We start from the raw sequence: 21,472 nt of genomic DNA, 5'->3' as shown, positions 1-21,472 counted from the left end.
CCACTCGACCGGAAAGGGGGACGCGGCGGCGGGCCCGGTACGGAACTGGCCACTCGACCGGAGGCGAGCACAGTCACGCGCAGGAGAGCACCACACGCACGAGAGCCCGCCACCCCCGGGGGTGGCGGGCTCTCCAGCGCGGTATGCCGGGAATCAGGCCTCCGCGCCCTCCTCGACGAGCAGGTTGCGCGTCTTGGTGAAGTCGAGCGGGATGCCGGGGCCCATCGTCGTCGAGAGGGTCGCCTTCTCGATGTAGCGGCCCTTCGACGCGGACGGCTTCAGGCGCTGGATCTCGTCGAGCGCCGCGGCGTAGTTCTCGACGAGGCGCTTCTCGTCGAAGGAGACCTTGCCGATGATGAAGTGCAGGTTGGCGTGCTTGTCGACGCGGAACTCGATCTTGCCACCCTTGATGTCGGTGACGGCCTTGGCGACATCCATCGTCACCGTGCCGGTCTTCGGGTTGGGCATGAGGCCGCGGGGGCCGAGGACCTTGCCGAGCCGGCCGACCTTGCCCATCATGTCCGGCGTCGCGACGACGGCGTCGAAGTCGAGCCAGCCGCCGCTGATGCGCTCGATGAGATCGTCGGATCCGACGTAGTCCGCGCCCGCCTCGCGCGCGGCCTCGGCCCGGTCACCGCCGGCGAACACGAGCACCCGGGCGGTCTTGCCGGTGCCGTGCGGGAGGTTGACGGTGCCACGGACGGCCTGGTCGGCCTTGCGGGGGTCGACCCCGAGCCGCAGGGCGACCTCGACGGTCTCGTCATACTTCGCCTTGGCGATCTGCTTGGCGACGCGGACCGCCTCGAGCGGCGGGTAGACCTTGCCGGGGGTGATCGCCTCGGCTGCGGCGCGGTAGTTCTTGCTGCGCTTCATGTTCTGCTCCTAGGTGGTGGTGGAGTCGTGGTGCGGACCAGCGCTGGTCCTCCCACGTCGGGAACGGCATACGGTATGCCGCTCGGCCGGGTGCCTCGCAAGCTCGGCCCCCAACCTGCGCTGCAGGTTCGTCAGAGCTCCCAACCCTCGGTCGCTCTTCCTCACCTTCCGCTTCGGCCGGGTGCCTCGCAAGCTCGGCCCCCAACCTGCGCTGCAGGTTCGTCAGAGCTCCGTGCCTAACTGTCGCCCTTCCTCACCTTCCGCTTCGGCCGGGTGCCTCGCAAGCTCGGCCCCCAACCTGCGCTGCAGGTTCGTCAGAGCTCCGTGTCGATGCCCATGGACCGGGCCGTGCCGGCGATGATGCGTGCCGCCATCTGCTCGTCGTTGGCGTTGAGGTCTTCCATCTTCTGACGGGCGATCTCGAGCACCTGGTCACGGGAGAGCTTGGCGACCTTGGTCTTGTGCGGCTCACCGGAGCCCTTCGCCACGCCCGCGGCCTTCTTGATCAGCTCCGCGGCCGGGGGCGTCTTCGTCACGAAGGTGAACGAGCGGTCCTCGTAGACGGTGATCTCGACGGGGATGACGTTGCCACGCTGGCTCTCCGTCGCGGCGTTGTACGCCTTGACGAACTCCATGATGTTGACACCGTGCTGACCGAGGGCGGGGCCGACCGGCGGCGCCGGGGTGGCCTGACCCGCGTTGATCTGCAGCTTGATGAAGCCGGTGGCCTTCTTCTTCTTGGGGGGCATGATTCCTTGCCTTCTGGTGGTGGTGGGCCGACGCCGTGGGCGATGACCCGGTTGCACTGCCAGGGACGCGAAGCGTTTCTGGCGGTCTTTTGTTGTACTTGCTGACGCGCAGGCGAACCACGCGAGCTTTCGGGGGTGCTCGGGGGCGCAGGCCGGCAGCGGCCGTGAGCCCCCGAGGGCGGGTTCAGATCTTGGCGACCTGCCCGAAGGAGAGCTCGACCGGGGTCTCCCGGCCGAAGATGGAGACGAGCACCTTGAGCTTCTGGGACTCGATGTTGATCTCCGAGATGGTGGCCGGCAGGGTCTCGAACGGGCCCTCCATGACGGTCACGGACTCGCCGACCTCGAAGTCGACCACGCGCACGTCCCGCGGTGCCGTGGACGCCGCGGCGGCACCGCTCGCCGCCGCACCGCCGGCCGCGGGCTCGAGGGTGGGTGCCAGCATGGTGAACACCTCGTCGACGGACAGCGGCACCGGCTGGTGCGCGTTGCCGACGAAGCCGGTGACCCCGGGCGTATGCCGCACCGCCCCCCAGCTCTCGTCCGTCAGGTCCATCCGGACGAGGACGTAGCCGGGCATCCGGACCCGGCGCACCAGCTTCTTCTGGCCGTTCTTGATCTCGGTGACCTCTTCCATGGGGACCTCGATCTCGAAGATGTAGTCCTCCATGTTGAGCGTCGAGATGCGGGTCTCGAGATTGCTCTTCACCCGGTTCTCGTAGCCGGCGTAGGAGTGGATGACATACCAGTCGCCGGGCTTCGAGCGCAGCTCGGACTTGAACGCCGCGACCGGGTCGATGTCCGCCGCCGGCTCGTGGCCCGCAGCGGTGGGGGTCGCCGCGGCCTGCACGTCGCCGGCACCGTCGACGTCCCCGGCACTCGCGACGTCGCCGGCACTCTCGATGTCGCCGGCACCGTCGACGTCGCCGACGCGCTCGATGTCGCCGTCGGTGGTGACGTCGAGGTCGACGTCGGCGTCCGTGGTGACGTCGAGGTCGTCGACGTCGGCGTCCGTGGTGACGTCGGCACCCTCGCGCTCGGTGCTCACTGCGCCCCGGGGGGCGAACTCGTCGGACACGCTTGACCTACTTCCTTGCCGTGGTCCGGACCCGCAGGACCGGAGGGATACTCCCGTGGGCCTAGATGGTCTTGCCGGTCAGGGCCCACGAGATGAGCTTGCTCAGGCCGAAGTCCAGCCCGGAGACGAGCGCCATCATGATCATGACGAACACGACGACGACCGTCGTGTAGCGGACGAGCTCGGGGCCCGTCGGGCGGACCACCTTGCGCAGCTCGTCGAGGATCTGCCGCACGAAGAGGCCGACCGCGCCGAAGAACCGCGACACCGGGTTGCCGCGCCGGGCCCTCCCGGTCCGGTCGGACTCGCGCCTGGCGCTCGTCTCGGTCACGATTCCTACTTTCTGCCTCTGGCTCGTCGGCGGCAGCCCGGCACCTTCGCGCCGGAGCCGCCTGCCTTCCTTCGCCCTCCGACGGCGGACGCCGTCTCGGCGTCGCGCCTGATGCGCAGGGCAAGAGGGACTCGAACCCCCAACCGCTGGTTTTGGAGACCAGTGCTCTACCAATTGAGCTATTGCCCTTCACCCGGACCGGCTGGAGGCCCCGGCGGGACGGCATGCGTCAGCATGGCCAGCGCGGACCGTCCGAGTAGAGATCATACGGGCTGGGCTCGGCTGTGGCGAACCGGCCCGTATGCCGCCCGCCGCGCCGCCTGCTCATGTCACCAGGAACCGGCGGAGCTCGGCGCGCAGCCGGCCGAGCTCGGCGTCGGCGAGGTGGATCCGACGGCTCAGCTCGTCCGGCGGCGAGTCGTCGTGCTCCAGCTGCGCGCACATCGCGGGGAGCCGGGTGCCGCCGAGCTGGGCGCTGCTGCCCTTGAGGGAGTGCGCCGCGAGCCGGAGCCCTTGGCGGTCTCCGCGACGCGCGGCGTCGTGCATCGCCGCGACCGCCTCGGCCGAGTGCTCCTCGAACCCGGCGACGAGCCGGCGCAGGAAGGTGTCGCCGGGATCCTCCAGCTCCTCGCGGAGGGCCTGGAGCGCCTGCCAGTCGAGGGCACCATCCGGCTCGTCCTGCGTCACCGGTCCGTCTCCGCTCTCAGACATTCTCCTCCTTACCACCGGCCATGGCCGCAGCCGTCATCGCGATGACGGGCAGGCGGGTGCCCTGGCGGCGCGATGCTCCGGCCGGTCCACGACGGAGGGGCCGCTCACGAGGTCATCACGCCCAACGGGCTGGTTGCGACCCATTGGTCGATTATGCCGGACCTCGGGCGGTTGCCGGCCTCCCGCAACGGCACGGCTCGGCGGCATACGACCTCGGGTGCCCCGGGCGCAGACAGTCGTGACACCATGACGACGTGACCGAGAACGAGACCTCCGACTCACACCCGGCGTCGACGGCGCGTCCGCGGGTGTCCGGGCGCATCGGCGCCATCGCCGAGAGCGCCACCCTCGCCGTCGACGCCAAGGCCAAGGCGCTCAAGGCGCAGGGCCGGCCCGTCATCGGGTTCGGGGCCGGCGAGCCCGACTTCCCCACACCCGGCTACATCGTCGAGGCCGCCGTCGAGGCGGCCCGCAACCCGGTCAACCACCGGTACACGCCGGCCGGTGGCCTGCCGGAGCTCAAGGCGGCCATCGTCGCCAAGACGCGGCGCGACTCCGACTACGAGGTGGCGCCCGAGCACGTCCTCGTCACCAACGGTGGCAAGCAGGCGGTCTACCAGGCCTTTGCCGCCATCGTCGACCCGGGCGACGAGGTGCTGCTCCCGGCGCCCTACTGGACGACCTACCCCGAGGCGGTCAAGCTGGCGGGCGGCGTGCCGGTCGAGGTGTTCGCCGACGAGACGCAGGACTACCTCGTCACGGTCGAGCAGCTGGAGGCGGCCCGCACCGACCGGACCAAGGTGCTGCTCTTCTGCTCGCCGTCCAACCCGACGGGCTCCGTCTACCCGCCTGAGCAGATCCGGGCCATCGGCGAGTGGGCCCTGGCCCACGGCATCTGGGTCGTCACCGACGAGATCTACGAGCACCTGACCTACGACGGCGCGCGCTCGGTGTCGATGCCGGTCGAGGTGCCGGCCCTGGCGGACACGTGCATCGTGCTCAACGGCGTGGCCAAGACGTACGCCATGACGGGATGGCGGGTCGGCTGGATGATCGGTCCGCGGGACGTCATCAAGGCGGCGACCAACCTGCAGTCGCACCTGACCAGCAACGTCTGCAACGTCAGCCAGCGGGCGGCCGTCGTGGCGCTCACCGAGGACCTCTCCGCGGTGCAGGAGATGCGCGTCGCCTTCGACCGACGCCGCCGCGCCATGGTGGGCATGCTCAACGACATCCCGGGCGTGCAGTGCCCCACGCCGCAGGGTGCCTTCTACGTCTACCCGTCTGTCAGGGGGGTGCTCGGCAAGCAGATCCGCGGCCGCGTGCCCACGACGTCGGCGGAGCTCGCCGGGCTCATCCTCGACGAGGCCGAGGTCGCGGTCGTGCCAGGTGAGGCCTTCGGCCCGAGTGGGTATCTCCGGCTGTCGTACGCGCTGGGCGACGAAGACCTGGCCGAGGGCGTCGGCCGCATCCAGAAGCTGCTCGGCGAGGCCCGCTGAGCGGCAGACGAGGAGAGGAACCCATGAGCGAGTTCAACGAGAACCTCGACGACGACCTCACCAGCTACAGCCTGGACGACGAGGACCAGTTGCAGCCGGAGGACACGCTGGTCGGCGACGACGTCGAGGACGAGCTCGACCGGGGTTACGCCGCCAACGACCGCCCCGCCGGGGTCGACGCGTTCGGCACGACGGCATACGAGCAGTCGCTCGACGAGACGATCGACCAGCGGATCCTCCAGGAGGAGCCCGACCCCAACAGCGCCTACGGCGCCCCGGACAACGAGAGCGGCCTCGACGAGGACCTCGTGGGCGGCGACGACCCCGACGCGATCAGCGCCGAGGACGACTGGCTCGGCGACGCCGAGGTCGGCGACCGCCGCGCGGGGCGGCTCGTCGCGCCGGACGAGGGCGCCCACGAGGACCAGGACAAGGAGGTCGTGGCCCGCGACGTCGGCATCGACGGTGCGGCCGCGTCGGCCGAGGAGGCCGCGATGCACATCATCGAGGACTGAGAGACCGACCGGATGACCCGCGAGGTGGAGGTGCTGCCCAAGGCGCACCTCCACCTCCATTTCACCGGCTCGATGCGCCTCGCCACCCTGCGCGAGCTGGCCGACCGTCACGGCATCCGCCTCCCCGGCGCCCTCCTCGACGGGTGGCCGCCGAGCCTGCACGGCACGGACGAACGGGGCTGGTTCCGGTTCCAGCGCCTCTACGACGCCGCGCGCGCCTGCGTGCGCGGCGAGGACGACCTGCGGCGCATCGTCCGGGAGGCCGCTCTCGACGACGCCGCCGAGGGCTCGCGGTGGCTCGAGCTCCAGATCGACCCCACCTCGTATGCGCCCTTCGCCGGGGGCATCACCCCGGTCCTCGAGATCGTCCTCGACGAGGCGGGGGCCGTCTCCGCCGGCCGGGCCACCGGGGTCGGCGTCGTCGTCGCGGCCAGCCGGATGCGCCACCCGCTCGAGGCGCGCACGCTGGCCAGGCTCGCGGCGCGGTATGCCGGGGAAGGGCCCGGGGCGGTCGTCGGCTTCGGCCTGTCCAACGACGAGCGGCGGGGCAGCACGGCCGACTTCGCGCCCGCCTTCCGCATCGCCCGGCGGGCGGGGCTCGCCCTCGTCCCGCATGGCGGCGAGCTGCTGGGGGCCCAGTCGGTGATGGAGACCCTGCAGTTCCTCGAGCCGGACCGCATCGGGCACGGGATCCGCGCCGTCGAGGACCCCCAGGTGCTCGACGCCGTCGCCGAGGCCGGGGTGGCGCTCGAGGTCTGCCCGGGGAGCAACGTGGCGCTCGGGGTCGTCGCCCGTCCGGAGCAGGTGCCGCTGCGGCGGATCCTCGACGCCGGCGTCACGGTGGCCCTCGGCGCGGACGACCCCCTGCTCTTCGGCTCCCGACTCGCCAGCCAGTATGCCGCGGCCCGCGACCTCGGCCTCGACGACGCCGAGCTGGCCGAACTCGCCCGGGGCTCGCTGCGGGCCAGCCGGGCCCCGGCGGACGTCCGCACGGCCGCCCTCGCCGGCGTCGACGCCTGGCTCGCGGACGGCGCCGACGCGGGCCGAGTTTGCCCCTGATCCCCTGCGTTGGCCATGCTGGAGGCGATATGGACATCTCCCTCCCGGCTGTCGACGCCCCGCCCACCCCTTCCGCGCCCACGCTCCGACGGCTGAGACGACCGCGACGGCTGCGACAGCTGGCCCTGCTGTCCGGCGTGGTTCCTCTGCTCGCCCTCGCAGCCTGCACAGGCGACGCGCCGGCCCCCTCGGCGGCCGGCACCGAGGGCGCCGCGTCCACCACGGGCTCGGCCACGAGCACGTCCACCCCGGCGCCGACGACCCTGGCTACCAGCGTCGAGCTGCACGACCCGGCGCTCGGGCACGGGATGACCGTGAAGCGGGTCGTGCGCAACGCCCCCTGGCCGGCCACCGGTCCCGCCGGCCAGGACACCGTCGAGCTCGTGGCGGTCGAGATGGAGTGGCGGGTGGGAGCCCGGTACTCCGCGACCATCGAGCAGGGCATGTTCACGCTCAAGGGCTCGGACCCCACTCCGGCGCCCGCCACCCAGGAGTTCCAGGCGGCATACGCCAAGTTGGGCATGCCCGCCATCGCCACCGCCGGCCGCGGCGAGACCAAGCGCGGCTGGCTCGTCTTCAAGGTGGAGCCCAAGGGCTCGCACCCCCTCACGCTCGCCTACAACCGACCGGCCTACCGGGTATCCAACACCGCGGTCGACATCCCGGCCCAGTCCTTCCCGGTCGTCATCGCCCCCTGACGTCACGGGGCCAGGCGCGGTGGCGGTCCCCCGGCCGCCCCTTCCGTCGAGTGGCCACTTTCGTACCGACCCGGACCGCACCAAACTGGCCACTCGACAGGCCGGGGCCTCGTGCACCCCCTCCACGTCGTCGAGTGGCCACTTTCGTACCGACCCGACCGCACCAAACTGGCCACTCGACGAGGTGGGGTGTACCGAAGTGGCCACTCGACGAGGTGGGGTGTACCGAAGTGGCCACTCGACGAGGTGGGGGTGTACGGAAGTGGCCACTCGACGAGGAGGGCTGGCTAGAGTTCCAGGCCGACGAGGACGGGCTCGTTGACGAGGCGGACGCCGAAGGCGTCCTCGACCCCATCGCGCACCTGCCGTGCGAGGGCCACGACGTCAGCCGCGGTGGCGCCCCCGCGGTTGGTCACGGCGAGCGTGTGCTTGGTCGACAGCGCCGCGGGCGCCGGCAGCCCGAACCCCTTGCCGTACCCGGCCTTGTCGATGAGCCAGGCGGCGCTCGTCTTGACCCGGCCGCCCGGCTCCGGCCAGTGCGGGGGTCGGATCCCGTCGCCAAGCCGCTCGGCAGCGCGGCCTGCGAACGCCGCGAACTCCGCCTCGCCGAGGATGGGGTTCGTGAAGAAGGACCCGCAGGACCACGTGTCCGGGTCGTCGGCGTCGAGCACCATGCCGCGGCGGCGCCGCTGCGCAAGCACCGCCTCCCGGGCATCGGCGAGAGGCACCCGGGCGCCGAGGTCGACGTCGAGACCGGCGGCGAGGTCGGCATACGCGACCGGTCGGGACAGGTCCGCGGCCTCGAACTGGAAGACGACGTCGAGGACGACGTAACGGTCGGTGCCCTTGAAGCGCGAGTGGCGGTAGGTGAACCGGCAGTCCGCGTTGGCGAAGGTGCGCACTCGCTGGTCACGCCGGTCCCACGTGCGCACCGAGGCGATGGTCTGGGCCACCTCCTGGCCGTAGGCGCCGACGTTCTGGACCGGAGTGGCCCCGGTGAGCCCCGGTATGCCGCTGAGGGCCTCGACCCCCGCCCACCCCTCCGCGACGGCCCGGGCCACCAGGGCGTCCCAGTCCTCACCGGCGGCCACGCGCACGAGCACGCCACCGCACGACGCGGCCCCGCGCTCGGCGCCGGCCTCGACCTCGATGCCGCGAGTGGCGACGCGCACGACGGTGCCGGGGAACCCCGCGTCGGCGACCACGAGGTTGGAGCCGCCCGACAGCAGCAGCAGCGGCTCCTCGGCGTCGTCGACCTCCCGGACGGCGTCGACGAGCTCGTCGCTCGTCTCCGCGGTGACCATGCGGGTGGCCGGGCCGCCGACCCGCATCGTCGTCAGGGCGGCCAGCGGGACGTCGCGTTCCTCTCGCACGTCGCTCCGGTCAGTCGAGGCGCACGACGGCGACGGCGCGGCCGAGCACCTTCTCGCCGCCGCACGTCGCGGAGAGCTCGACCGTGACCCGGCCGGTGTCCGGGTCGACGGCCTTGACGACGCCGCCGACCTCGAGGTCGGCGCCCGTGTCGTAGGGCACGACGACGGGCTTGGTGAACCGGGTGCCGTACTCGACGATCCGACCCGCGTCGCCCACCCAGTCGGTGACGACCGTGACGGCCGCACCCATGGTGAACATGCCGTGCGCGATGACGTCGGGCAGGCCCACCTCCTTGGCGAACCGCTCGTCCCAGTGGATCCGGTTGCGGTCCAGCGACGCGCCGGCGTACTGGACGAGCCGCGGGCGGTCGACGTGGATGGTGACGGCCTGGAGCTCGTCCCCGACCGCCACGTCGGCGAGCGCGCGCACAGGTCGCGGCTGGGTGCTCATTCGTCTGCCCCCCGGACGACGAGGGTGGACGTGGCCGTGCACAGGGGCTCGCCCGCCTCGGTGGTGAGCTCGGTCCGGGTCGTCACCATCGCGTGCCCGCCGGCCTGGCGCACCGAGTCGACGTGGAGCGTGCCGAGCACGGCGTCGCCGGCCGTGAGCGGCCGGTGGTGCACGAACTTCTGCTCGCCGTGCACGACCCGGGAGAAGTCGATCCCTGCCTCCGGGTCGGAGATGAGCTGGGCGTCGCACTGCTGCGCGATGAGCACCGCGAAGGTGGGCGGCGCGATGACGTCGGCATAACCACGGGAGCGCGCCACCTCCGCGTCCGTGTGGGACAGGTCGGTCGAGCCGACTGCCTCGGCGAACTCGCGGATCTTGGCCGCGCTCACGATGTAGGGCGGGGTCGGCGGATACACCCGACCCTGGAACTGCGCGTTGATCGGCATACGCGGCACCCTATCCTTCGCCGCAGACGCAGACCGCTCCCCCGGCTCTGGGCCGAGGGAGCGGTCGAACGCGGGCTCGCCGAGGTCAGCGGGTCTCGCGGTGCTCCGTGTGCTTGCCGCACTTGGGGCAGAACTTGCTCATCGCGAGACGGTCCGGGTTGTTGCGACGGTTCTTCTTCGTGATGTAGTTGCGGTCCTTGCAGTCCACACACGCCATCGTGATCTTCGGACGGACATCGGTGCTCTTGCTGGCCACGGCAACCTGCTCTCGGGAACGCTGGAACTGAAAAAACTGCGGGACGACGGCGGGCCGCCACCGGGGGCGCACGCGACGTCCTAGGCTACGCGACACGCGCGAAGTTGCGAAATCCTCGGGTCGTGACTGTGGTAGCGGGAGCGGGGCTCGATCCCGCGACCTCACGATTATGAGTCGTGCGCTCTAACCAGCTGAGCTACCCCGCCACGTCCGTCGGCGCCGTGAAGCGGCCGACCGACGAGAGCCCCAATAGGGAATCGAACCCTAGACCTTTTCCTTACCATGGAAACGCTCTGCCGACTGAGCTATTGGGGCGCGGCCGGCCCGAGGGCGACCGGTTGTGCGACGGCGAGACTACACGGTGCCGGCCTCCGGCGTGAAATCCGCGCCGCGCAGCCGAGACCTCAGCCCGTCGACCGCGTCCACCGGGAGGAGCAGGGCCACCTGGCGCTCCTCCACGACCGCGTCGGCAGCGTCTGCACCGAGCGCGGCCCGCCACCGCGCGGAGCCCTCCAGCTCGACCTCCAGCCGCTCCAGCGCGCGGCGCGAGGGGAAGCTGCGGATGAGGACGAAGTCGACCGCTTGGTCCCGGGGCGTCTCGGAGGGCCCGAAGTGCACGACGTCGACCCCCTGCTCGCCGAGCAGGGGCAGCCCGGCGAGGACGACCCGCTCGTGGAACCGCTCCGCGTCCGCGGGGCGCACGGCATACGTGCGCACCTCCACGAGCCGCGTGCGCCACGGCACCGACCTGCGTGGACGGGAAGGCGCCCCCTCGGGCGGCCACCCCGCCGCCTCCTCGGGCGGCCACCCCGCCGCCTCCTCGGCGACGAGCGCGGCGGGTGCCGCCTCACCCGCGGCAGCGAGCTCGGCCGCGATGATCCGGCGCACCGTCGATCGGCAGCGCCCGCACACCGAGCCGGCCCCGCAGGCGTCCGCCACCTCCTGCGACGTGCGGGCCCCCGCCGCCACCACCTGCGTCACCGTCTCGCTGTTGACGCCCGTGCAGAGGCAGACGTACACGTCAGCGCTCCTCGTGAGGCAGCGCGGGCGGGGTCGACGCGGCGGTGGCCGCCCCCTCGGCCGGGTCGAGGTGCAGCACGCGCAGCAGCCGGCCGACGAAGAGCGGCGGGTAGACGCCCACTCCCGCCGAGTCCATCCAGTCGACGGAGGCGTCGGGGTGGTCGAGCCAGCGCTGGGCCTGCTCCTCGGAGGCGACCTCCTGCAGGACCATCACCTCCCGCCCCACGTCGAGGGCCCGGTAGAGCCACACCTTGCGCACGCCGGCCGACCGGAACCGGTCCAGATGGGCGTGGACCGAGGTCCGCAGCAGCTCGACGTCAGGGACCTCGGTGATCGCCGCCACGACGACGGCACCGTGGTGGGCCTGCTCCTCGTGGGCGCCGTGCGGTGGCGCGGCGTCCTCGGGCACGACGGCGATCTTCTCCACGACGCTGCCCGCGAACAGTGGCGGGATCTCCTCGACGCCGGTGGCGTCGAACCAGTCGAGGACCGCCCGCGAGCGCAGCACCCCCTCCAGCGGGTCCCGGTGCCGCAGCCCCATGGTGACGAAGACGCGCTCGGGGTCACGCAGGGCGGCATACGCGACGACGTGGTGGGCCCCGAGCCGGTGCAGGAGGGCCGCCCGGGAGGTCACCGCCTCCCACCACCGGTCGCGGTCGGGCACCACGTGGTCGGTCGCGAGCACGTGGGAGACGACGGTCTGCGACACGGGTGCACCACCCTTGCGGAGGAGGATCGGTACATCATTGAATGGCGGGCACGTCGGGGTGGCAAGCGGGCGCCGCGGCGACGACGCCCCGCGGGGCCTGGACACGAGGAGCGATCATGGCCGGAGACCCCGAGGTGCTCACCCTGCTCAACGAGCAGCTCACGAGCGAGCTCACCGCGATCAACCAGTACTTCCTCCACTCCAAGATGCAGGAGAGCTGGGGCCTCACGGAGCTCGCGGCCGCGACCCGTCGGGAGTCGTTCGAGGAGATGACCCACGCCGAGAAGCTCACCGACCGGATCCTGCTGCTCGACGGGCTGCCCAACTACCAGCGGCTCTTCTCGCTCAACGTCGGACAGACCCTGCGCGAACAGTTCGAGAGCGACCTGCAGATCGAGCTCGACGTGGTGGCGCGGCTCAAGCCCGGGATCGTCATGTGCCGAGAGCGGCAGGACTCGACGAGCGCCATCCTGCTCGAGGAGATCATGGCCGACGAGGAGCACCACGTGGACTACCTCACGACCCAGCTCGAGCTCATGGACAGGCTGGGCGAGCCGCTCTACCTGGCCCAGTGCGTGTCCCGGCCGCCGGCCTGAGCGCTCCCGCTCACTCCTGCCGGGAGTCGTCGGCCCGGTCGTCGGCCGGGTCGTGGGCTCGCTCGTTGGCCCGCTCGTGGGCTCGCTCGTTGGCCCGCTCGTGGGCCTCGAGCGCCGCCTCGGCGCTGCGTTCGTCGTCCCGGCGGGCGTCCCGTATGCCGCGCGCCTCCTCGAGCTCGGCCGTCACCGCGTCGAGCCGGCGTCGGGCGGCTGCAAGCCGGCGCTCGAGGTCGGCGATGCCCTCGACGACCTCGCCGTGCCGGGCGGTGAGCACGTCGACCCTGGCGTCGGCGGTCTCGAGGGCCCGGCTGGCGTCGGCGAGCGCGGCCACGAGCCGGCGCCGCTCCTCCACCCGGCGGCGGGCGCGGCGCTCCTCGAGCTCCGCCGCGGCGACAGGCGCCGGCGCGGCCCCTGGCCGGCCCGGGCCGGCGGGTCGGGTGGCGGCTGCGGTGTCCTCGTCGGCGTCCTCGTCTGCGGCCTCGTCTGCGGCCTCGTCTGCGGCGGCAGGGTGGGCCAGGACGCCCTCGATGTCGACGGAGCCGAAGCCGGAGTAACGCAGCGGGCGCACGAGCGCCCCCGTCCGGATGGACCGCTCGGCGTCCTCGTCGGCCACGAGCGCGGTCAGCGTGTCGTGGACCTCCTGCGCCGGGGCCGGGCCGAGCGGCTGCCCGGCGGCCGCGGCTGCCGCCGTGACGAGACCGGCGAGCTCGCCCACACGGCGGGATCGCTCGCGGCCGAGGACCCGCAGCTGCTCCGCGTCGAGGGTGCGCTGGGCCTCTCGCAGCAGCTCGGCGAACGCGCCGAACTCGTCCATCTCCTCGGGATGCTCGCGCACGTAGGTGTTGAGGGCCCAGGCCGAGACGGTGGGCTTGCGCAGCGCCGCGATGTCCTTGGCCAGGGCTGGGTCACCCGCGGCCTTGGCCTGCGCCACCAGCTCGCTCCGCAGCGGCGTGAACCGGGCCGGCGGCGCGGCATACAACTGCTGCACGGCAGCCCGCAGGTGCAGGATCACGGGCCCATCCTGCCGGGCCCCACGCCCGTGGGCGCCCCCTGCACCCCCAGGGCCCCTGCCACCCCCAGGCCCCCAGGGCCCCCGCCGCCGCCGAGCCCCGGGCGCCTCAGCGCCTGGGATCAGGGCGAGCTGGATCCCGGCCGATCCGCGAGCGCGACCTTGACCGTGCGGGCGCCTCGGCCCGGGGACGTGACCTCGACGGCCACCACGTCGCCGGGCGCGTGCGGGCGCAGCACCGCGAGGAAGTCCTCCGGGGTCGCTGTCGGGCGCCCGTCCACGGCCGTGATGACGTCGCCGGGGGCGAGCCCGGCGCGATCTGCCGGACCGCCCCGGACGAGCTCGGCCACGATGACCCCGGCGGTGCTGGACAGGCCGAGCTGGGCCGCGATCTCGGGCGTGATCTGCGCCGGGACGAGCCCGGCGAAGGCGTGGCGGGCCCGTCCGTCGCGCCGCAGCTGGTCCGCGATGCTGACGGCGGTGGCGGCGGGGATGGCGAAACCGAGCGCCACCGCGCCTGCCTGGGGCGGGATGTAGGCCTCGCTGATGCCGATGACCTCCCCCGCGGCGTTGGCGACGGCGCCGCCGCTGTTGCCAGGACTGATCGGCGCGTCCGTCTGGAGGAGGTCGACGAGGGACTGGCCCTCCGCGGCACTGCCAGGGATCTGGCGGTGCAGGCCGGAGACGATGCCCGCCGTGACGGTGCTCTGGAAGCCGAGCGGGCTGCCGATGACGACGGTGAGGCTGCCCACCTGCGGCAGCTGCGTCTGGAACCGGGCCGGGGGCAAGCCCTTTCGGTCAGCCTGCACCAGGGCGAGGTCGGTCACGGGGTCGGTCGCGGTCACGCGGCCCGCGGCTCGGCGCCCGTCCGCGAACGCCACCTGGACGTCGGTGTTGCCGCGCACCACGTGCTCGTTGGTGAGGATGAGCCCGTCGGCCGTGTAGACGACCCCGCTGCCCAGGCCGCCGCTCACGAGGATGGTGACGACGCTGGGCTGGACGCGGGCGGCGACCCGGGGCACCGCGGACAGGTCACCGGTGTTCCCGGTCGAGCCACCCGTGCCGGTCGATCCGCCCGACGCCGTGGCGGTCGGCCCACCCGCCGACGCGCTGGTCGTCGCGCTGGAGGACGGGGACGGGCTCGAGGACGGGCTACCCGGCGCGGTGCCCGTGCAGCCGGCGACACCGAGTGCGAGGGCTGCTGCGACCGCCGTCGCCCGCACCGCCGCGGGGCCGCGGCCCCGTCGCGAGGACGACGACGCAGGCATGGCGAGAGCTCCATCGGTCACCCAGGCATCATCTTGGAAACCTGGGGCAGCGGCAACGACGGCGCCCGCAGGTGTGCTCCGCCCGGAAGGGGTATGGACAGGTCAGGTCGCCGCAGGCCGGATCGGTTCATCAGGACCGGTGCACCAGAAAGGACCGTGGTCATGACCGAGGGATTCGCCTTGGGCGGCGGCTGGCTTCTCTTCGTGGCCCTGCTCGTCGTGCTCGCCGTCTTCCTGCTCCGAGGCGCTCGGTGACCGGCTGCCGGCCGGGGCGCGCCAGGCCCGTGGTGCTGCTCACGACCGCCTTGACGATGGGACTCGCCGGCTGCGTGGCTCCCGCCTTCGACTCCGGAGCCTTCCAGGCCAACGCGCGGGCCGCCGCGGGTTCCGCCCGCAGCGAGGTGCGGACCGTGGCGCTCGCCCTGCGGGCCCGCCTCGAGGACCGCGTGACGCAGGCCTATGTCAACACGGTGGTGACCGAGAGCGAGAGCGCGCTCGGCCCGATCGAGGACAGCTTCGGGGTCGTCGACCCGCCGTCGCGGCGGGACGACGCGCTGCGCGAGCGCGTCGTGACGTTGCTCCAGGATGCCGCCACTGCCCTCACGACCGCCCGCATCGCGGTGCGCCGCCAGGACGACGCGCGGCTGCGGTCGAGCGTGGGCGAGCTGGCCCGGCTGGGCGACTCGCTCGACCAGCTCGAGCAGGACCTGCAGTGAAGCGGCTCTTCGCCGTCGCGCTTGGAATCCTCACGGCCATCGGCGGCTTCGTGGACATCGGCGACCTCGTCACCAACGGGCTCGTCGGGGCCCGGTTCGGGATGTCCCTCGCCTGGGTGGTCCTGCTCGGGATCGTCGGGATCTGCGCGTTCGCCGAGATGAGCGGGCGCGTCGCCGCAGTCAGTGGCCGCGCGACGTTCGACCTCGTCCGCGAGCGGCTGGGTCCGCGGGTCGGGCTGACCAACCTCGTGGCCTCGATGGCCGTCACGAGCCTCACCTTCATCGCCGAGATCGGCGGCGTCGCCCTGGCCCTGGAACTCACGACGAGCGTGAACCGCTACCTCTGGGTGCCGGTGGTCGGCGCCGCCGTCTGGCTCGTGCTGTGGCGGGTGAAGTTCTCCGTCCTCGAGGACGCCTTCGGGCTCGCCGGGCTCGCCCTCGTCGTCTTCGCGGTCGCGGTGTGGCGGCTGGGACCCGACTGGGGCGCGCTGTGGCGGCAGGCCTCCGCGCCGCTCGTGCCCCACGACGAGAGCCACGCGACGTACTTCTACTACGCCATCGCGCTCTTCGGCGCCGCCATGACGCCGTACGAGGTGTTCTTCTTCTCGTCCGGCGGCGTCGAGGAGAGGTGGACGGCCAAGGACCTCGCCACGATGCGGGCGAACGTGTTCATCGGGTTCCCGCTCGGCGGCATACTCTCGCTTGCCATCGCCGCAGTCGCAGCGATCCTCTACCTGCCCAACGGGATCCAGGTCGACACCCTGGGACAGATCGCGTTGCCAGTGCCGCTCGCCCTCGGCAAGATCGGGCTGGCGCTCGTCCTGCTCGGCTTCTTCGCCGCCACCTTCGGCGCGGCGTGCGAGACCGGCCTCTCCGTCGGCTACAGCATCGCGCAGTACTTCGGCTGGCAGTGGGGCAAGTTCGTCGAGCCGCTGCGCGCCGCGCGGTTCCACACGGTCATCCTGCTCACGACCATCGTCGCCATCGGGGTGCTCCTGACCACCATCGACCCGATCATGCTGACGGAGTACTCCGTCGTCTTCAGCGCGATCGCCTTGCCGCTGACCTACTTTCCCATCCTCGTCGTGGCCAACGACCGGACCTACATGGGCCGGCACGCCAACGGCCGGCTCGCCAACGCCTTGGGCACGGCATACCTGCTGCTCGTGGTCGTGGCGGCCATCGCGGCGATCCCACTCATGCTCGTGACCAAGGCAGGGCAGTGAGATGGACGCCGGGCGTGCCGGGACCGGAGGCGAACACAGGTGCGACGTGGCACTCCGCCTCCTCGACCACCAGATCGTCGGCCCTCGAGGCCAGCTGCTCGGCAACGTCGACGACCTCGAGCTCGTCGAGGCGGACGGCGCCCTGATGGTCACGGGGCTCCTGGTGGGGCCGGCCGCCCTCGGCGAGCGGTTGCCGGGCCGGCTCGGCGAGTGGGTGCAAGCCGTGTGGCGCCGCCTGCACCGCGGACCCGACGAGCACGTCGTCGTCCCCATGGAACAGGTCACCCGCGTCGGCTCCGCGGTGACCGTCACGGAGGATGCCGCCCAGGCTCTGCTGGGCACGTTCGGGCTCGAGCTGTGGCTGCGTCGCCACGTCGTCTCGCGCATCCCGGGCGCCAAGGGCGGCGACGACGCGGAGGACCCGGAGGCCGGTGAACAGGCCAGCGGCGAACGGCAGCGCGAGGAGGTCCTCGTGGCCCGGCCGGGCGGGCATCCGGCCAGCGGCCTGCTCGGCGCGCGCCTCGTCGACGGGCAGGGCCGCGACCTCGGTCGGGTCTCGGAGCTGCGCTGTGTCGGGCCGCCGGCCCACGGACCGCAGGCCCCGCTGCGGGTCACCCACCTGCACGGCACGCCGCACTCGGCAGGTGCCCGGCTGGGCTACGGGGCAACGGATGCCGTGCAGGGACCGGCGCTCCTCGCCGCCCTCTGGCGGCTTCGACACCGCGACGACCCCGTGATCCCGGTCGAGGACATCAGCGCCGTCGACTGGCAGGCGGGCACGGTCGTCGTGGCCGACGGGCCGAGCGGCCCCGCTGCCCGCTGAGGGGCCCCGCCGGCAGCTGAGGGGGCTCGCGCGCCTGCGGGCCGGCACGAGACAGTGTGTCCATGATCTGGATCTGTGCCACGTGCGCTGTGGAGACGGCGGATCTCGAGTCGCCGCCGCGGTCTTGCGCCATCTGTGAGGACGAGCGGCAGTGGGTCCCGGCCTCCGGGCAGCGCTGGACGACCCTGGACCGGCTGCGGTCCACGGGACACCGCGTCGTGATGCATGGGGTCGAGCCGAACCTGTGGGGGCTGCGGACCCAGCCGGTCGTCGGCATCGGCCAGCAGAGCATGCTCGTCGTCACCCCGGTCGGCACGCTGCTCTGGGACCCCGTCGGGTTCCTCGACGACGGCGCCGTGGAGCTCGTGCACCGGCTCGGCCCCCCGCTCGCCGTCGCGGCCAGCCACCCGCACATGTACGGCGTTCAGGTCGAGTGGGCCAAGGCCCTCGGCGGCGTGCCGGTGCTCGTCTGCGAGCGGGATCGCGAGTGGGTGCGCCGGAGCGACCTCGTCGACTTCTGGGACGACTGCCGGGAGGTCGCCGACGGGCTCTGGCTGCACCGCGTCGGGGGCCACTTCCGCGGGCAGGCGGTGGTGGAGTGGTCGGCAGGGGCCGGGGGGCGGGGCGTGCTCCTCGCCGGCGACGCCATCATGCCGAACCCCGACCGGCGCACGGTGAGCTTCCTGCGCAGCTACCCGAACCGAATCCCGTTGTCCGGCAGGGTGGTACAGCGCATTGCCAGCCTGGTGGAAACGCTCGCCGTGGACCGCCTCTACAACAACTTCGGCGACGTCGTGCCCGCCGACGCCAAGCAGGTGGTGCGCCACTCGGCCGACCGGCACGCGGCCTGGGTGCAGGGGGACCACGACGACCTCACGTGAGCCGGCAGCGTCGCGGACATCCCGCGGCCCGTCGAGAACCGACGAGGGGCCCGACGATGCCAGACTGGGCGCACCGAGGGACCACCGAAGGGCAGGGCCGTGCAGCGCTACCAGTACCTCCTCCTCATGGCGCTGTGCCTCGTCGTGACCCTGCCGCTCGAGCTCGTCCTGCACGCCCGCGTCTACCGGCGGGCGCGGACCGCCGCTCTCGCCGTCCTCCCGGTCGCGGTGGTGTTCTCCGCCTGGGACATCGTCGGCATCTGGCGAGGCCACTGGACCTATAACCCCGCCTACGTGACCGGGTGGGAGCTGCCGCTGCGTATGCCGCTCGAGGAGCTCGTCTTCTTCCTCGTCGTGCCGCTCTGCGGCCTGCTCACGTACGAGGCGGTCGGGACCGTCCTGGGGTGGATGCACCGGCTGCGGGGCCGCGGTGCCTGAGTACACCCTGCTCGCCCTGCTCTCGGTCGGCGGCACCGTCCTGCTCGCTCGCGCGCTGCGCGTCGACCTGTTCCGGCGGGCCCAGTACTGGGTCGCCCTGGCCATCGTGGTCGCCTTCCAGGCCGCGGTGGACGGCTGGCTGACGAAGCTCGCCGCGCCGATCGTGATCTACAACCCGGAGCACCACCTCGGGATCCGCTGGCCCTGGGACATCCCCGTCGAGGACTTCCTCTTCGGCTTCTCGCTGGTGACGACCTGCCTCGTGCTGTGGGAGCGACAGAAGGAGAGAACATGAGGAGCGCCCGACCGGTCACGCGCGGCGAGGTCCCCGAGGCCTTCGACGAGGTCGCGGACCGCTACGACCTCATGGTGGCGCTCAACCCGGGCTACCACGCCCATCTGCGGGCCTCCGCCGACGTGCTCGTGGCATCGCTGGCATCCCGGGCAGGGAGCCGATCCCGCCGGGTCGCAAGGGTCGTCGACCTCGGGTGCGGCTCCGGAGCGTCGACCCGTGCGGTGCTCGACGCCTGCGCGGCGGCCGACATGGCCGTGGAGGTGATCGGTGTGGACGGGTCCGCCGGCATGCTCCAGGCTGCCCGTGCCAAGGCCTGGCCGGCGGGCGTCTCCTTCGTGCAGGCCCGCGCCGAGGAGCTGGCGGACCGGGCCGACCTCGTCGGCGACGGAGGGCTGGACGCCGTCTTCGCGGCATACCTCGTGCGCAACGTGCCCGACCGCGACGCCTTGCTGCGTGCGCTCCGGGCCGCCTTGGCACCCGGGGGTGTCCTCGTCGTGCACGAGTACTCCGTCGCCGGGCGCCGACTGCCGACCGCGGTGTGGACCGCCGTCTGCTGGGCGGTCGTCGTGCCGCTCGGCTGGCTGACGTCCCGACGGACGCGGCTCTACCGCTACCTGTGGCGCAGCGTGCTCGACTTCGACTCGACCGCCCGACTCACGCAGCGCCTGCAGCAGGCCGGCTTCGAGGACGTGCGCACCCGGTCGGTCAGCGGCTGGCAACGCGGCATCATCCACACCTTCCACGCCCGCCGCCCCGCCCCCCGCCCCGTGTCGACCCGATGAGACCGCCGACCTGGCGGCCCGGCCTGGACCGTGCGGCGGTGCGCCACGCCCCCATCCCCCCGCGCACGGCGTCGGTCAGCCCACCGCGTCACGGCGTCGTCGTCGTCGGCGGCGGCATCGCGGGGCTGGCTGCGGCGACCGGCCTGGCCGAGCGGGGCGTGCCCGTGACGCTCGTCGAGCGCGAGGCGACCCTCGGCGGGCGCGTGCGGTCCTGGCCAGTGACGCTGCCCGACGGCCACGGGGCGACCATGAGCCGCGGGTTCCACGCCTTCTTCCGGCAGTACTACAACCTGCGTGCGCTCCTCCGGCGGGGCGACCCGGGACTCGAGCGCCTGGTCGCGGTGCCCGACTATCCCCTGCGGCTCGCCGGCGGTCCGACCGACTCCTTCGCGCGCATTCCCCGGACGCCGCCGCTCAGCATCGCCGCCTTCGTGGCGCGGAGCCCGAGCTTCCCGCTCTCCGCACTGCGCTCGGTCGACGTCGGCGCCGCGCTGGGACTGCTCGACGTGCGCTTCCCGGAGACGTATGCGGCATACGACGGCATGAGCGCGGCCGAGGTGCTCGACCGGCTCCGGTTTCCCGAGCAGGCCCGCCATCTCGCACTCGAGGTCTTCGCGCGCAGCTTCTTCGCCGACCCACGGGACTTCTCCGGCGGCGAGCTCATCGCGATGTTCCACACGTACTTCACGGGATCGGCCGAGGGCCTCCTCTTCGACGTGCCGGACGTCTCCTACGACGAGGCGCTGTGGGGGCCCCTGGCGCGGCACCTGCGCGGGCTGGGCGTCGCGATCCTCCTCGGCCGGCCGGCGGTCGCGCTGGAGGAGCGCCGCAACGGCATCGCCGTGGCCCTGGCCGGGGACCGTGACTCTCGGGCCCCCGTAACTGTGGAAGCCGATGCCGTCGTGCTCGCGACGGACCGTGCGGCCCTGCAGCGCCTGGTGGGCGACGCGGCCTGGCTCGGGACCGACGACTGGCGGGCGCGCGTGGCCGCACAGCGCAGTGCCCCGCCGTTCGCCGTGTGGCGGCTCTGGCTCGACCGTGAGCCACGACCGGGCACCGAGGCCTTTCTCGGCACGAGCGGCTTCGGGCCGCTCGACAACGTCTCGTTTGTCGACCGCATGGACCGGGGGGCGGCGGAGTGGGCGGCGGGCACCGGCGGCAGCGTCGTGGAGCTGCACGCGTATGCCGTGCCAGCGGGCACTGACGCCGAGCTGCTGCGGGCGGAGCTCATGCGTCAGCTCGTGCGCATCCATCCTGAGCTCGACGGCGCGCGAACGCTCTTCGAGCAGTGGCTCGTTCACGACGACTGTCCCCTCGCCGGCACCGACCCGTGGGCGTCGCGACCGGGCGTGCCCACCCCCGACGAGCGTGTCGTCCTCGCCGGTGACGGCATCCGGTGCGACTACCCGGTTGCGCTCATGGAACGCGCCGCCACGACAGGGTGGCTGGCGGCCAACGTGCTGCTGGCGGGCTACGGCATCGCGGGGCACGACATCTGGACTGTTCCCGTGCGGGGCCGGCATGAGCGCGCTGCGCGCGCCCTGCGCAGGGGTCTCGCACACCTGCCCCGCCGCCGCAGCTCGCAAACCTCCTGACCCCCCACCCGTCGAGTGGCCACTTCCGTACACACCCCCACCCGTCGAGTGGCGACTTCCGTACACACCCCCACC

The 21,472-nt window shown here is 72.6% G+C and carries 26 protein-coding genes and 3 tRNA genes; 13 read left to right on the top strand and 16 right to left on the bottom strand.

Annotated features, from left to right (window positions below):
* Positions 1-153: 153 nt before the first annotated feature.
* From rplA to VFJ94_RS09180, 6 genes are all read right to left on the bottom strand, one after another.
* A complete protein-coding gene (gene rplA, locus VFJ94_RS09205; protein WP_325003900.1) occupies positions 154-873 on the bottom strand; it encodes a 50S ribosomal protein L1 in 720 nt (239 codons plus the stop codon).
* 314 nt (positions 874-1,187) lie between these two features.
* Positions 1,188-1,622, bottom strand: coding sequence for a 50S ribosomal protein L11 (rplK, locus tag VFJ94_RS09200; RefSeq protein WP_325003899.1), 435 nt, complete (start codon positions 1,620-1,622; stop codon positions 1,188-1,190).
* 184 nt (positions 1,623-1,806) lie between these two features.
* Positions 1,807-2,700: a transcription termination/antitermination protein NusG gene (gene nusG, locus VFJ94_RS09195; RefSeq protein ID WP_325003898.1), complete on the bottom strand. Its 894-nt coding sequence runs from the start codon at positions 2,698-2,700 to the stop codon at positions 1,807-1,809.
* Positions 2,701-2,761: 61 nt separating this feature from the next.
* On the bottom strand, positions 2,762-3,031 hold the full coding sequence (gene secE / locus VFJ94_RS09190; protein ID WP_325003897.1) for a preprotein translocase subunit SecE: 270 nt from the start codon (positions 3,029-3,031) through the stop codon (positions 2,762-2,764).
* A 116-nt stretch (positions 3,032-3,147) separates the two neighbouring features.
* Positions 3,148-3,220 (bottom strand) — tRNA-Trp (locus tag VFJ94_RS09185).
* Between the two features lie 135 nt (positions 3,221-3,355).
* A complete protein-coding gene (locus VFJ94_RS09180) occupies positions 3,356-3,742 on the bottom strand; it encodes an Hpt domain-containing protein (RefSeq protein ID WP_325003896.1) in 387 nt (128 codons plus the stop codon).
* Between the two features lie 254 nt (positions 3,743-3,996).
* Here VFJ94_RS09180 and VFJ94_RS09175 point away from each other — a divergent pair, with 254 nt between their 5' ends.
* Genes VFJ94_RS09175 through VFJ94_RS09160 form a run of 4 tightly spaced genes read left to right on the top strand, consistent with a single transcriptional unit; the run spans position 3,997 to position 7,513 of the window.
* Complete coding sequence (locus tag VFJ94_RS09175; protein ID WP_325003895.1) at positions 3,997-5,241, top strand: pyridoxal phosphate-dependent aminotransferase; 1,245 nt, start codon at positions 3,997-3,999, stop codon at positions 5,239-5,241.
* A gap of 23 nt (positions 5,242-5,264) precedes the next feature.
* Positions 5,265-5,756, top strand: coding sequence for a DUF5709 domain-containing protein (locus VFJ94_RS09170; RefSeq protein WP_325003894.1), 492 nt, complete (start codon positions 5,265-5,267; stop codon positions 5,754-5,756).
* A 12-nt stretch (positions 5,757-5,768) separates the two neighbouring features.
* Positions 5,769-6,815 carry an adenosine deaminase gene (locus tag VFJ94_RS09165; RefSeq protein ID WP_325003893.1) on the top strand — a complete coding sequence of 349 codons (1,047 nt, stop codon included), beginning with the start codon at positions 5,769-5,771 and terminating at the stop codon, positions 6,813-6,815.
* 29 nt (positions 6,816-6,844) lie between these two features.
* Positions 6,845-7,513 carry a hypothetical protein gene (locus tag VFJ94_RS09160; protein ID WP_325003892.1) on the top strand — a complete coding sequence of 223 codons (669 nt, stop codon included), beginning with the start codon at positions 6,845-6,847 and terminating at the stop codon, positions 7,511-7,513.
* 287 nt (positions 7,514-7,800) lie between these two features.
* On the opposite strand, the gene VFJ94_RS09155 is transcribed toward VFJ94_RS09160, so the two are convergent.
* The 8 genes from VFJ94_RS09155 to VFJ94_RS09120 all read right to left on the bottom strand — a co-directional run bounded on the left by VFJ94_RS09155 (position 7,801) and on the right by VFJ94_RS09120 (position 11,768).
* A complete protein-coding gene (locus VFJ94_RS09155) occupies positions 7,801-8,886 on the bottom strand; it encodes a UDP-N-acetylmuramate dehydrogenase (protein WP_325003891.1) in 1,086 nt (361 codons plus the stop codon).
* A 10-nt stretch (positions 8,887-8,896) separates the two neighbouring features.
* Positions 8,897-9,337, bottom strand: coding sequence for a MaoC family dehydratase (locus tag VFJ94_RS09150; protein ID WP_325003890.1), 441 nt, complete (start codon positions 9,335-9,337; stop codon positions 8,897-8,899).
* Complete coding sequence (locus VFJ94_RS09145) at positions 9,334-9,783, bottom strand: FAS1-like dehydratase domain-containing protein (RefSeq protein ID WP_325003889.1); 450 nt, start codon at positions 9,781-9,783, stop codon at positions 9,334-9,336. Before VFJ94_RS09145 ends, VFJ94_RS09150 begins: the two co-directional genes overlap by 4 nt.
* An 85-nt stretch (positions 9,784-9,868) precedes the next feature.
* Positions 9,869-10,039: a 50S ribosomal protein L33 gene (gene rpmG, locus VFJ94_RS09140; RefSeq protein WP_325003888.1), complete on the bottom strand. Its 171-nt coding sequence runs from the start codon at positions 10,037-10,039 to the stop codon at positions 9,869-9,871.
* A 129-nt stretch (positions 10,040-10,168) separates the two neighbouring features.
* Positions 10,169-10,245, bottom strand: a tRNA-Met gene (locus VFJ94_RS09135).
* A gap of 36 nt (positions 10,246-10,281) precedes the next feature.
* Positions 10,282-10,354: transfer RNA gene (locus VFJ94_RS09130), tRNA-Thr, on the bottom strand.
* 39 nt (positions 10,355-10,393) lie between these two features.
* Positions 10,394-11,059 (bottom strand): (2Fe-2S)-binding protein, encoded by a 666-nt coding sequence (locus tag VFJ94_RS09125; protein WP_325003887.1) that lies wholly within the window; start codon positions 11,057-11,059, stop codon positions 10,394-10,396.
* Position 11,060: 1 nt separating this feature from the next.
* On the bottom strand, positions 11,061-11,768 hold the full coding sequence (locus VFJ94_RS09120; RefSeq protein WP_325003886.1) for a hypothetical protein: 708 nt from the start codon (positions 11,766-11,768) through the stop codon (positions 11,061-11,063).
* Positions 11,769-11,884: 116 nt separating this feature from the next.
* Here VFJ94_RS09120 and bfr point away from each other — a divergent pair, with 116 nt between their 5' ends.
* Positions 11,885-12,364 (top strand): bacterioferritin, encoded by a 480-nt coding sequence (gene bfr, locus VFJ94_RS09115; protein WP_325003885.1) that lies wholly within the window; start codon positions 11,885-11,887, stop codon positions 12,362-12,364.
* A gap of 10 nt (positions 12,365-12,374) precedes the next feature.
* Here the strand turns inward: bfr and VFJ94_RS09110 are convergent, their stop codons facing one another.
* Positions 12,375-13,376 (bottom strand): hypothetical protein, encoded by a 1,002-nt coding sequence (locus VFJ94_RS09110; protein ID WP_325003884.1) that lies wholly within the window; start codon positions 13,374-13,376, stop codon positions 12,375-12,377.
* A 119-nt stretch (positions 13,377-13,495) separates the two neighbouring features.
* Positions 13,496-14,662 (bottom strand): S1C family serine protease, encoded by a 1,167-nt coding sequence (locus tag VFJ94_RS09105; protein ID WP_325003883.1) that lies wholly within the window; start codon positions 14,660-14,662, stop codon positions 13,496-13,498.
* A 263-nt stretch (positions 14,663-14,925) separates the two neighbouring features.
* On the opposite strand from VFJ94_RS09105, the gene VFJ94_RS09100 reads away from it, so the two are divergent.
* From VFJ94_RS09100 to VFJ94_RS09065, 8 genes are all read left to right on the top strand, one after another.
* A complete protein-coding gene (locus tag VFJ94_RS09100; RefSeq protein WP_325003882.1) occupies positions 14,926-15,357 on the top strand; it encodes a hypothetical protein in 432 nt (143 codons plus the stop codon).
* Positions 15,354-16,583: an NRAMP family divalent metal transporter gene (locus VFJ94_RS09095; RefSeq protein ID WP_325003881.1), complete on the top strand. Its 1,230-nt coding sequence runs from the start codon at positions 15,354-15,356 to the stop codon at positions 16,581-16,583. Before VFJ94_RS09100 ends, VFJ94_RS09095 begins: the two co-directional genes overlap by 4 nt.
* Positions 16,584-16,629: 46 nt before the next feature.
* Complete coding sequence (locus VFJ94_RS09090; RefSeq protein ID WP_325003880.1) at positions 16,630-17,406, top strand: hypothetical protein; 777 nt, start codon at positions 16,630-16,632, stop codon at positions 17,404-17,406.
* Between the two features lie 62 nt (positions 17,407-17,468).
* Positions 17,469-18,287 carry a hydrolase gene (locus VFJ94_RS09085; RefSeq protein ID WP_325003879.1) on the top strand — a complete coding sequence of 273 codons (819 nt, stop codon included), beginning with the start codon at positions 17,469-17,471 and terminating at the stop codon, positions 18,285-18,287.
* A gap of 99 nt (positions 18,288-18,386) precedes the next feature.
* Positions 18,387-18,725 carry a lycopene cyclase domain-containing protein gene (locus VFJ94_RS09080; protein ID WP_325003878.1) on the top strand — a complete coding sequence of 113 codons (339 nt, stop codon included), beginning with the start codon at positions 18,387-18,389 and terminating at the stop codon, positions 18,723-18,725.
* A complete protein-coding gene (locus VFJ94_RS09075) occupies positions 18,718-19,020 on the top strand; it encodes a lycopene cyclase domain-containing protein (RefSeq protein ID WP_325003877.1) in 303 nt (100 codons plus the stop codon). The genes VFJ94_RS09080 and VFJ94_RS09075 overlap by 8 nt, the downstream gene beginning before the upstream one ends.
* Positions 19,017-19,802: a class I SAM-dependent methyltransferase gene (locus tag VFJ94_RS09070; protein WP_325003876.1), complete on the top strand. Its 786-nt coding sequence runs from the start codon at positions 19,017-19,019 to the stop codon at positions 19,800-19,802. Before VFJ94_RS09075 ends, VFJ94_RS09070 begins: the two co-directional genes overlap by 4 nt.
* A gap of 38 nt (positions 19,803-19,840) precedes the next feature.
* Entirely contained in the window at positions 19,841-21,397 is a 1,557-nt protein-coding gene (locus VFJ94_RS09065) for an FAD-dependent oxidoreductase (RefSeq protein ID WP_325003875.1), read from the top strand.
* Positions 21,398-21,472 lie beyond the last annotated feature (75 nt).

Origin of the sequence: Intrasporangium sp. (assembly GCF_035688975.1) — a bacterium.
GTDB lineage: Bacteria > Actinomycetota > Actinomycetes > Actinomycetales > Dermatophilaceae > CALMNV01.
The sequence above is the reverse complement of the archived record's forward strand: the minus strand, read 5'-3'. Positions and strand labels throughout refer to the sequence as shown.

What these genes read in the sequence shown, in the direction of transcription:
- VFJ94_RS09150 (WP_325003890.1), bottom strand. Translation starts at nt 9,337, where the DNA reads ATGAGCACCCAGCCGCGACCTGTGCGCGCGCTCGCCGACGTGGCGGTC.
- VFJ94_RS09180 (WP_325003896.1), bottom strand. Translation starts at nt 3,742, where the DNA reads ATGTCTGAGAGCGGAGACGGACCGGTGACGCAGGACGAGCCGGATGGT.
- bfr (WP_325003885.1), top strand. Translation starts at nt 11,885, where the DNA reads ATGGCCGGAGACCCCGAGGTGCTCACCCTGCTCAACGAGCAGCTCACG.
- VFJ94_RS09170 (WP_325003894.1), top strand. Translation starts at nt 5,265, where the DNA reads ATGAGCGAGTTCAACGAGAACCTCGACGACGACCTCACCAGCTACAGC.
- VFJ94_RS09160 (WP_325003892.1), top strand. Translation starts at nt 6,845, where the DNA reads ATGGACATCTCCCTCCCGGCTGTCGACGCCCCGCCCACCCCTTCCGCG.
- VFJ94_RS09145 (WP_325003889.1), bottom strand. Translation starts at nt 9,783, where the DNA reads ATGCCGATCAACGCGCAGTTCCAGGGTCGGGTGTATCCGCCGACCCCG.
- VFJ94_RS09070 (WP_325003876.1), top strand. Translation starts at nt 19,017, where the DNA reads ATGAGGAGCGCCCGACCGGTCACGCGCGGCGAGGTCCCCGAGGCCTTC.
- rplK (WP_325003899.1), bottom strand. Translation starts at nt 1,622, where the DNA reads ATGCCCCCCAAGAAGAAGAAGGCCACCGGCTTCATCAAGCTGCAGATC.
- VFJ94_RS09165 (WP_325003893.1), top strand. Translation starts at nt 5,769, where the DNA reads ATGACCCGCGAGGTGGAGGTGCTGCCCAAGGCGCACCTCCACCTCCAT.
- rplA (WP_325003900.1), bottom strand. Translation starts at nt 873, where the DNA reads ATGAAGCGCAGCAAGAACTACCGCGCCGCAGCCGAGGCGATCACCCCC.
- VFJ94_RS09085 (WP_325003879.1), top strand. Translation starts at nt 17,469, where the DNA reads ATGATCTGGATCTGTGCCACGTGCGCTGTGGAGACGGCGGATCTCGAG.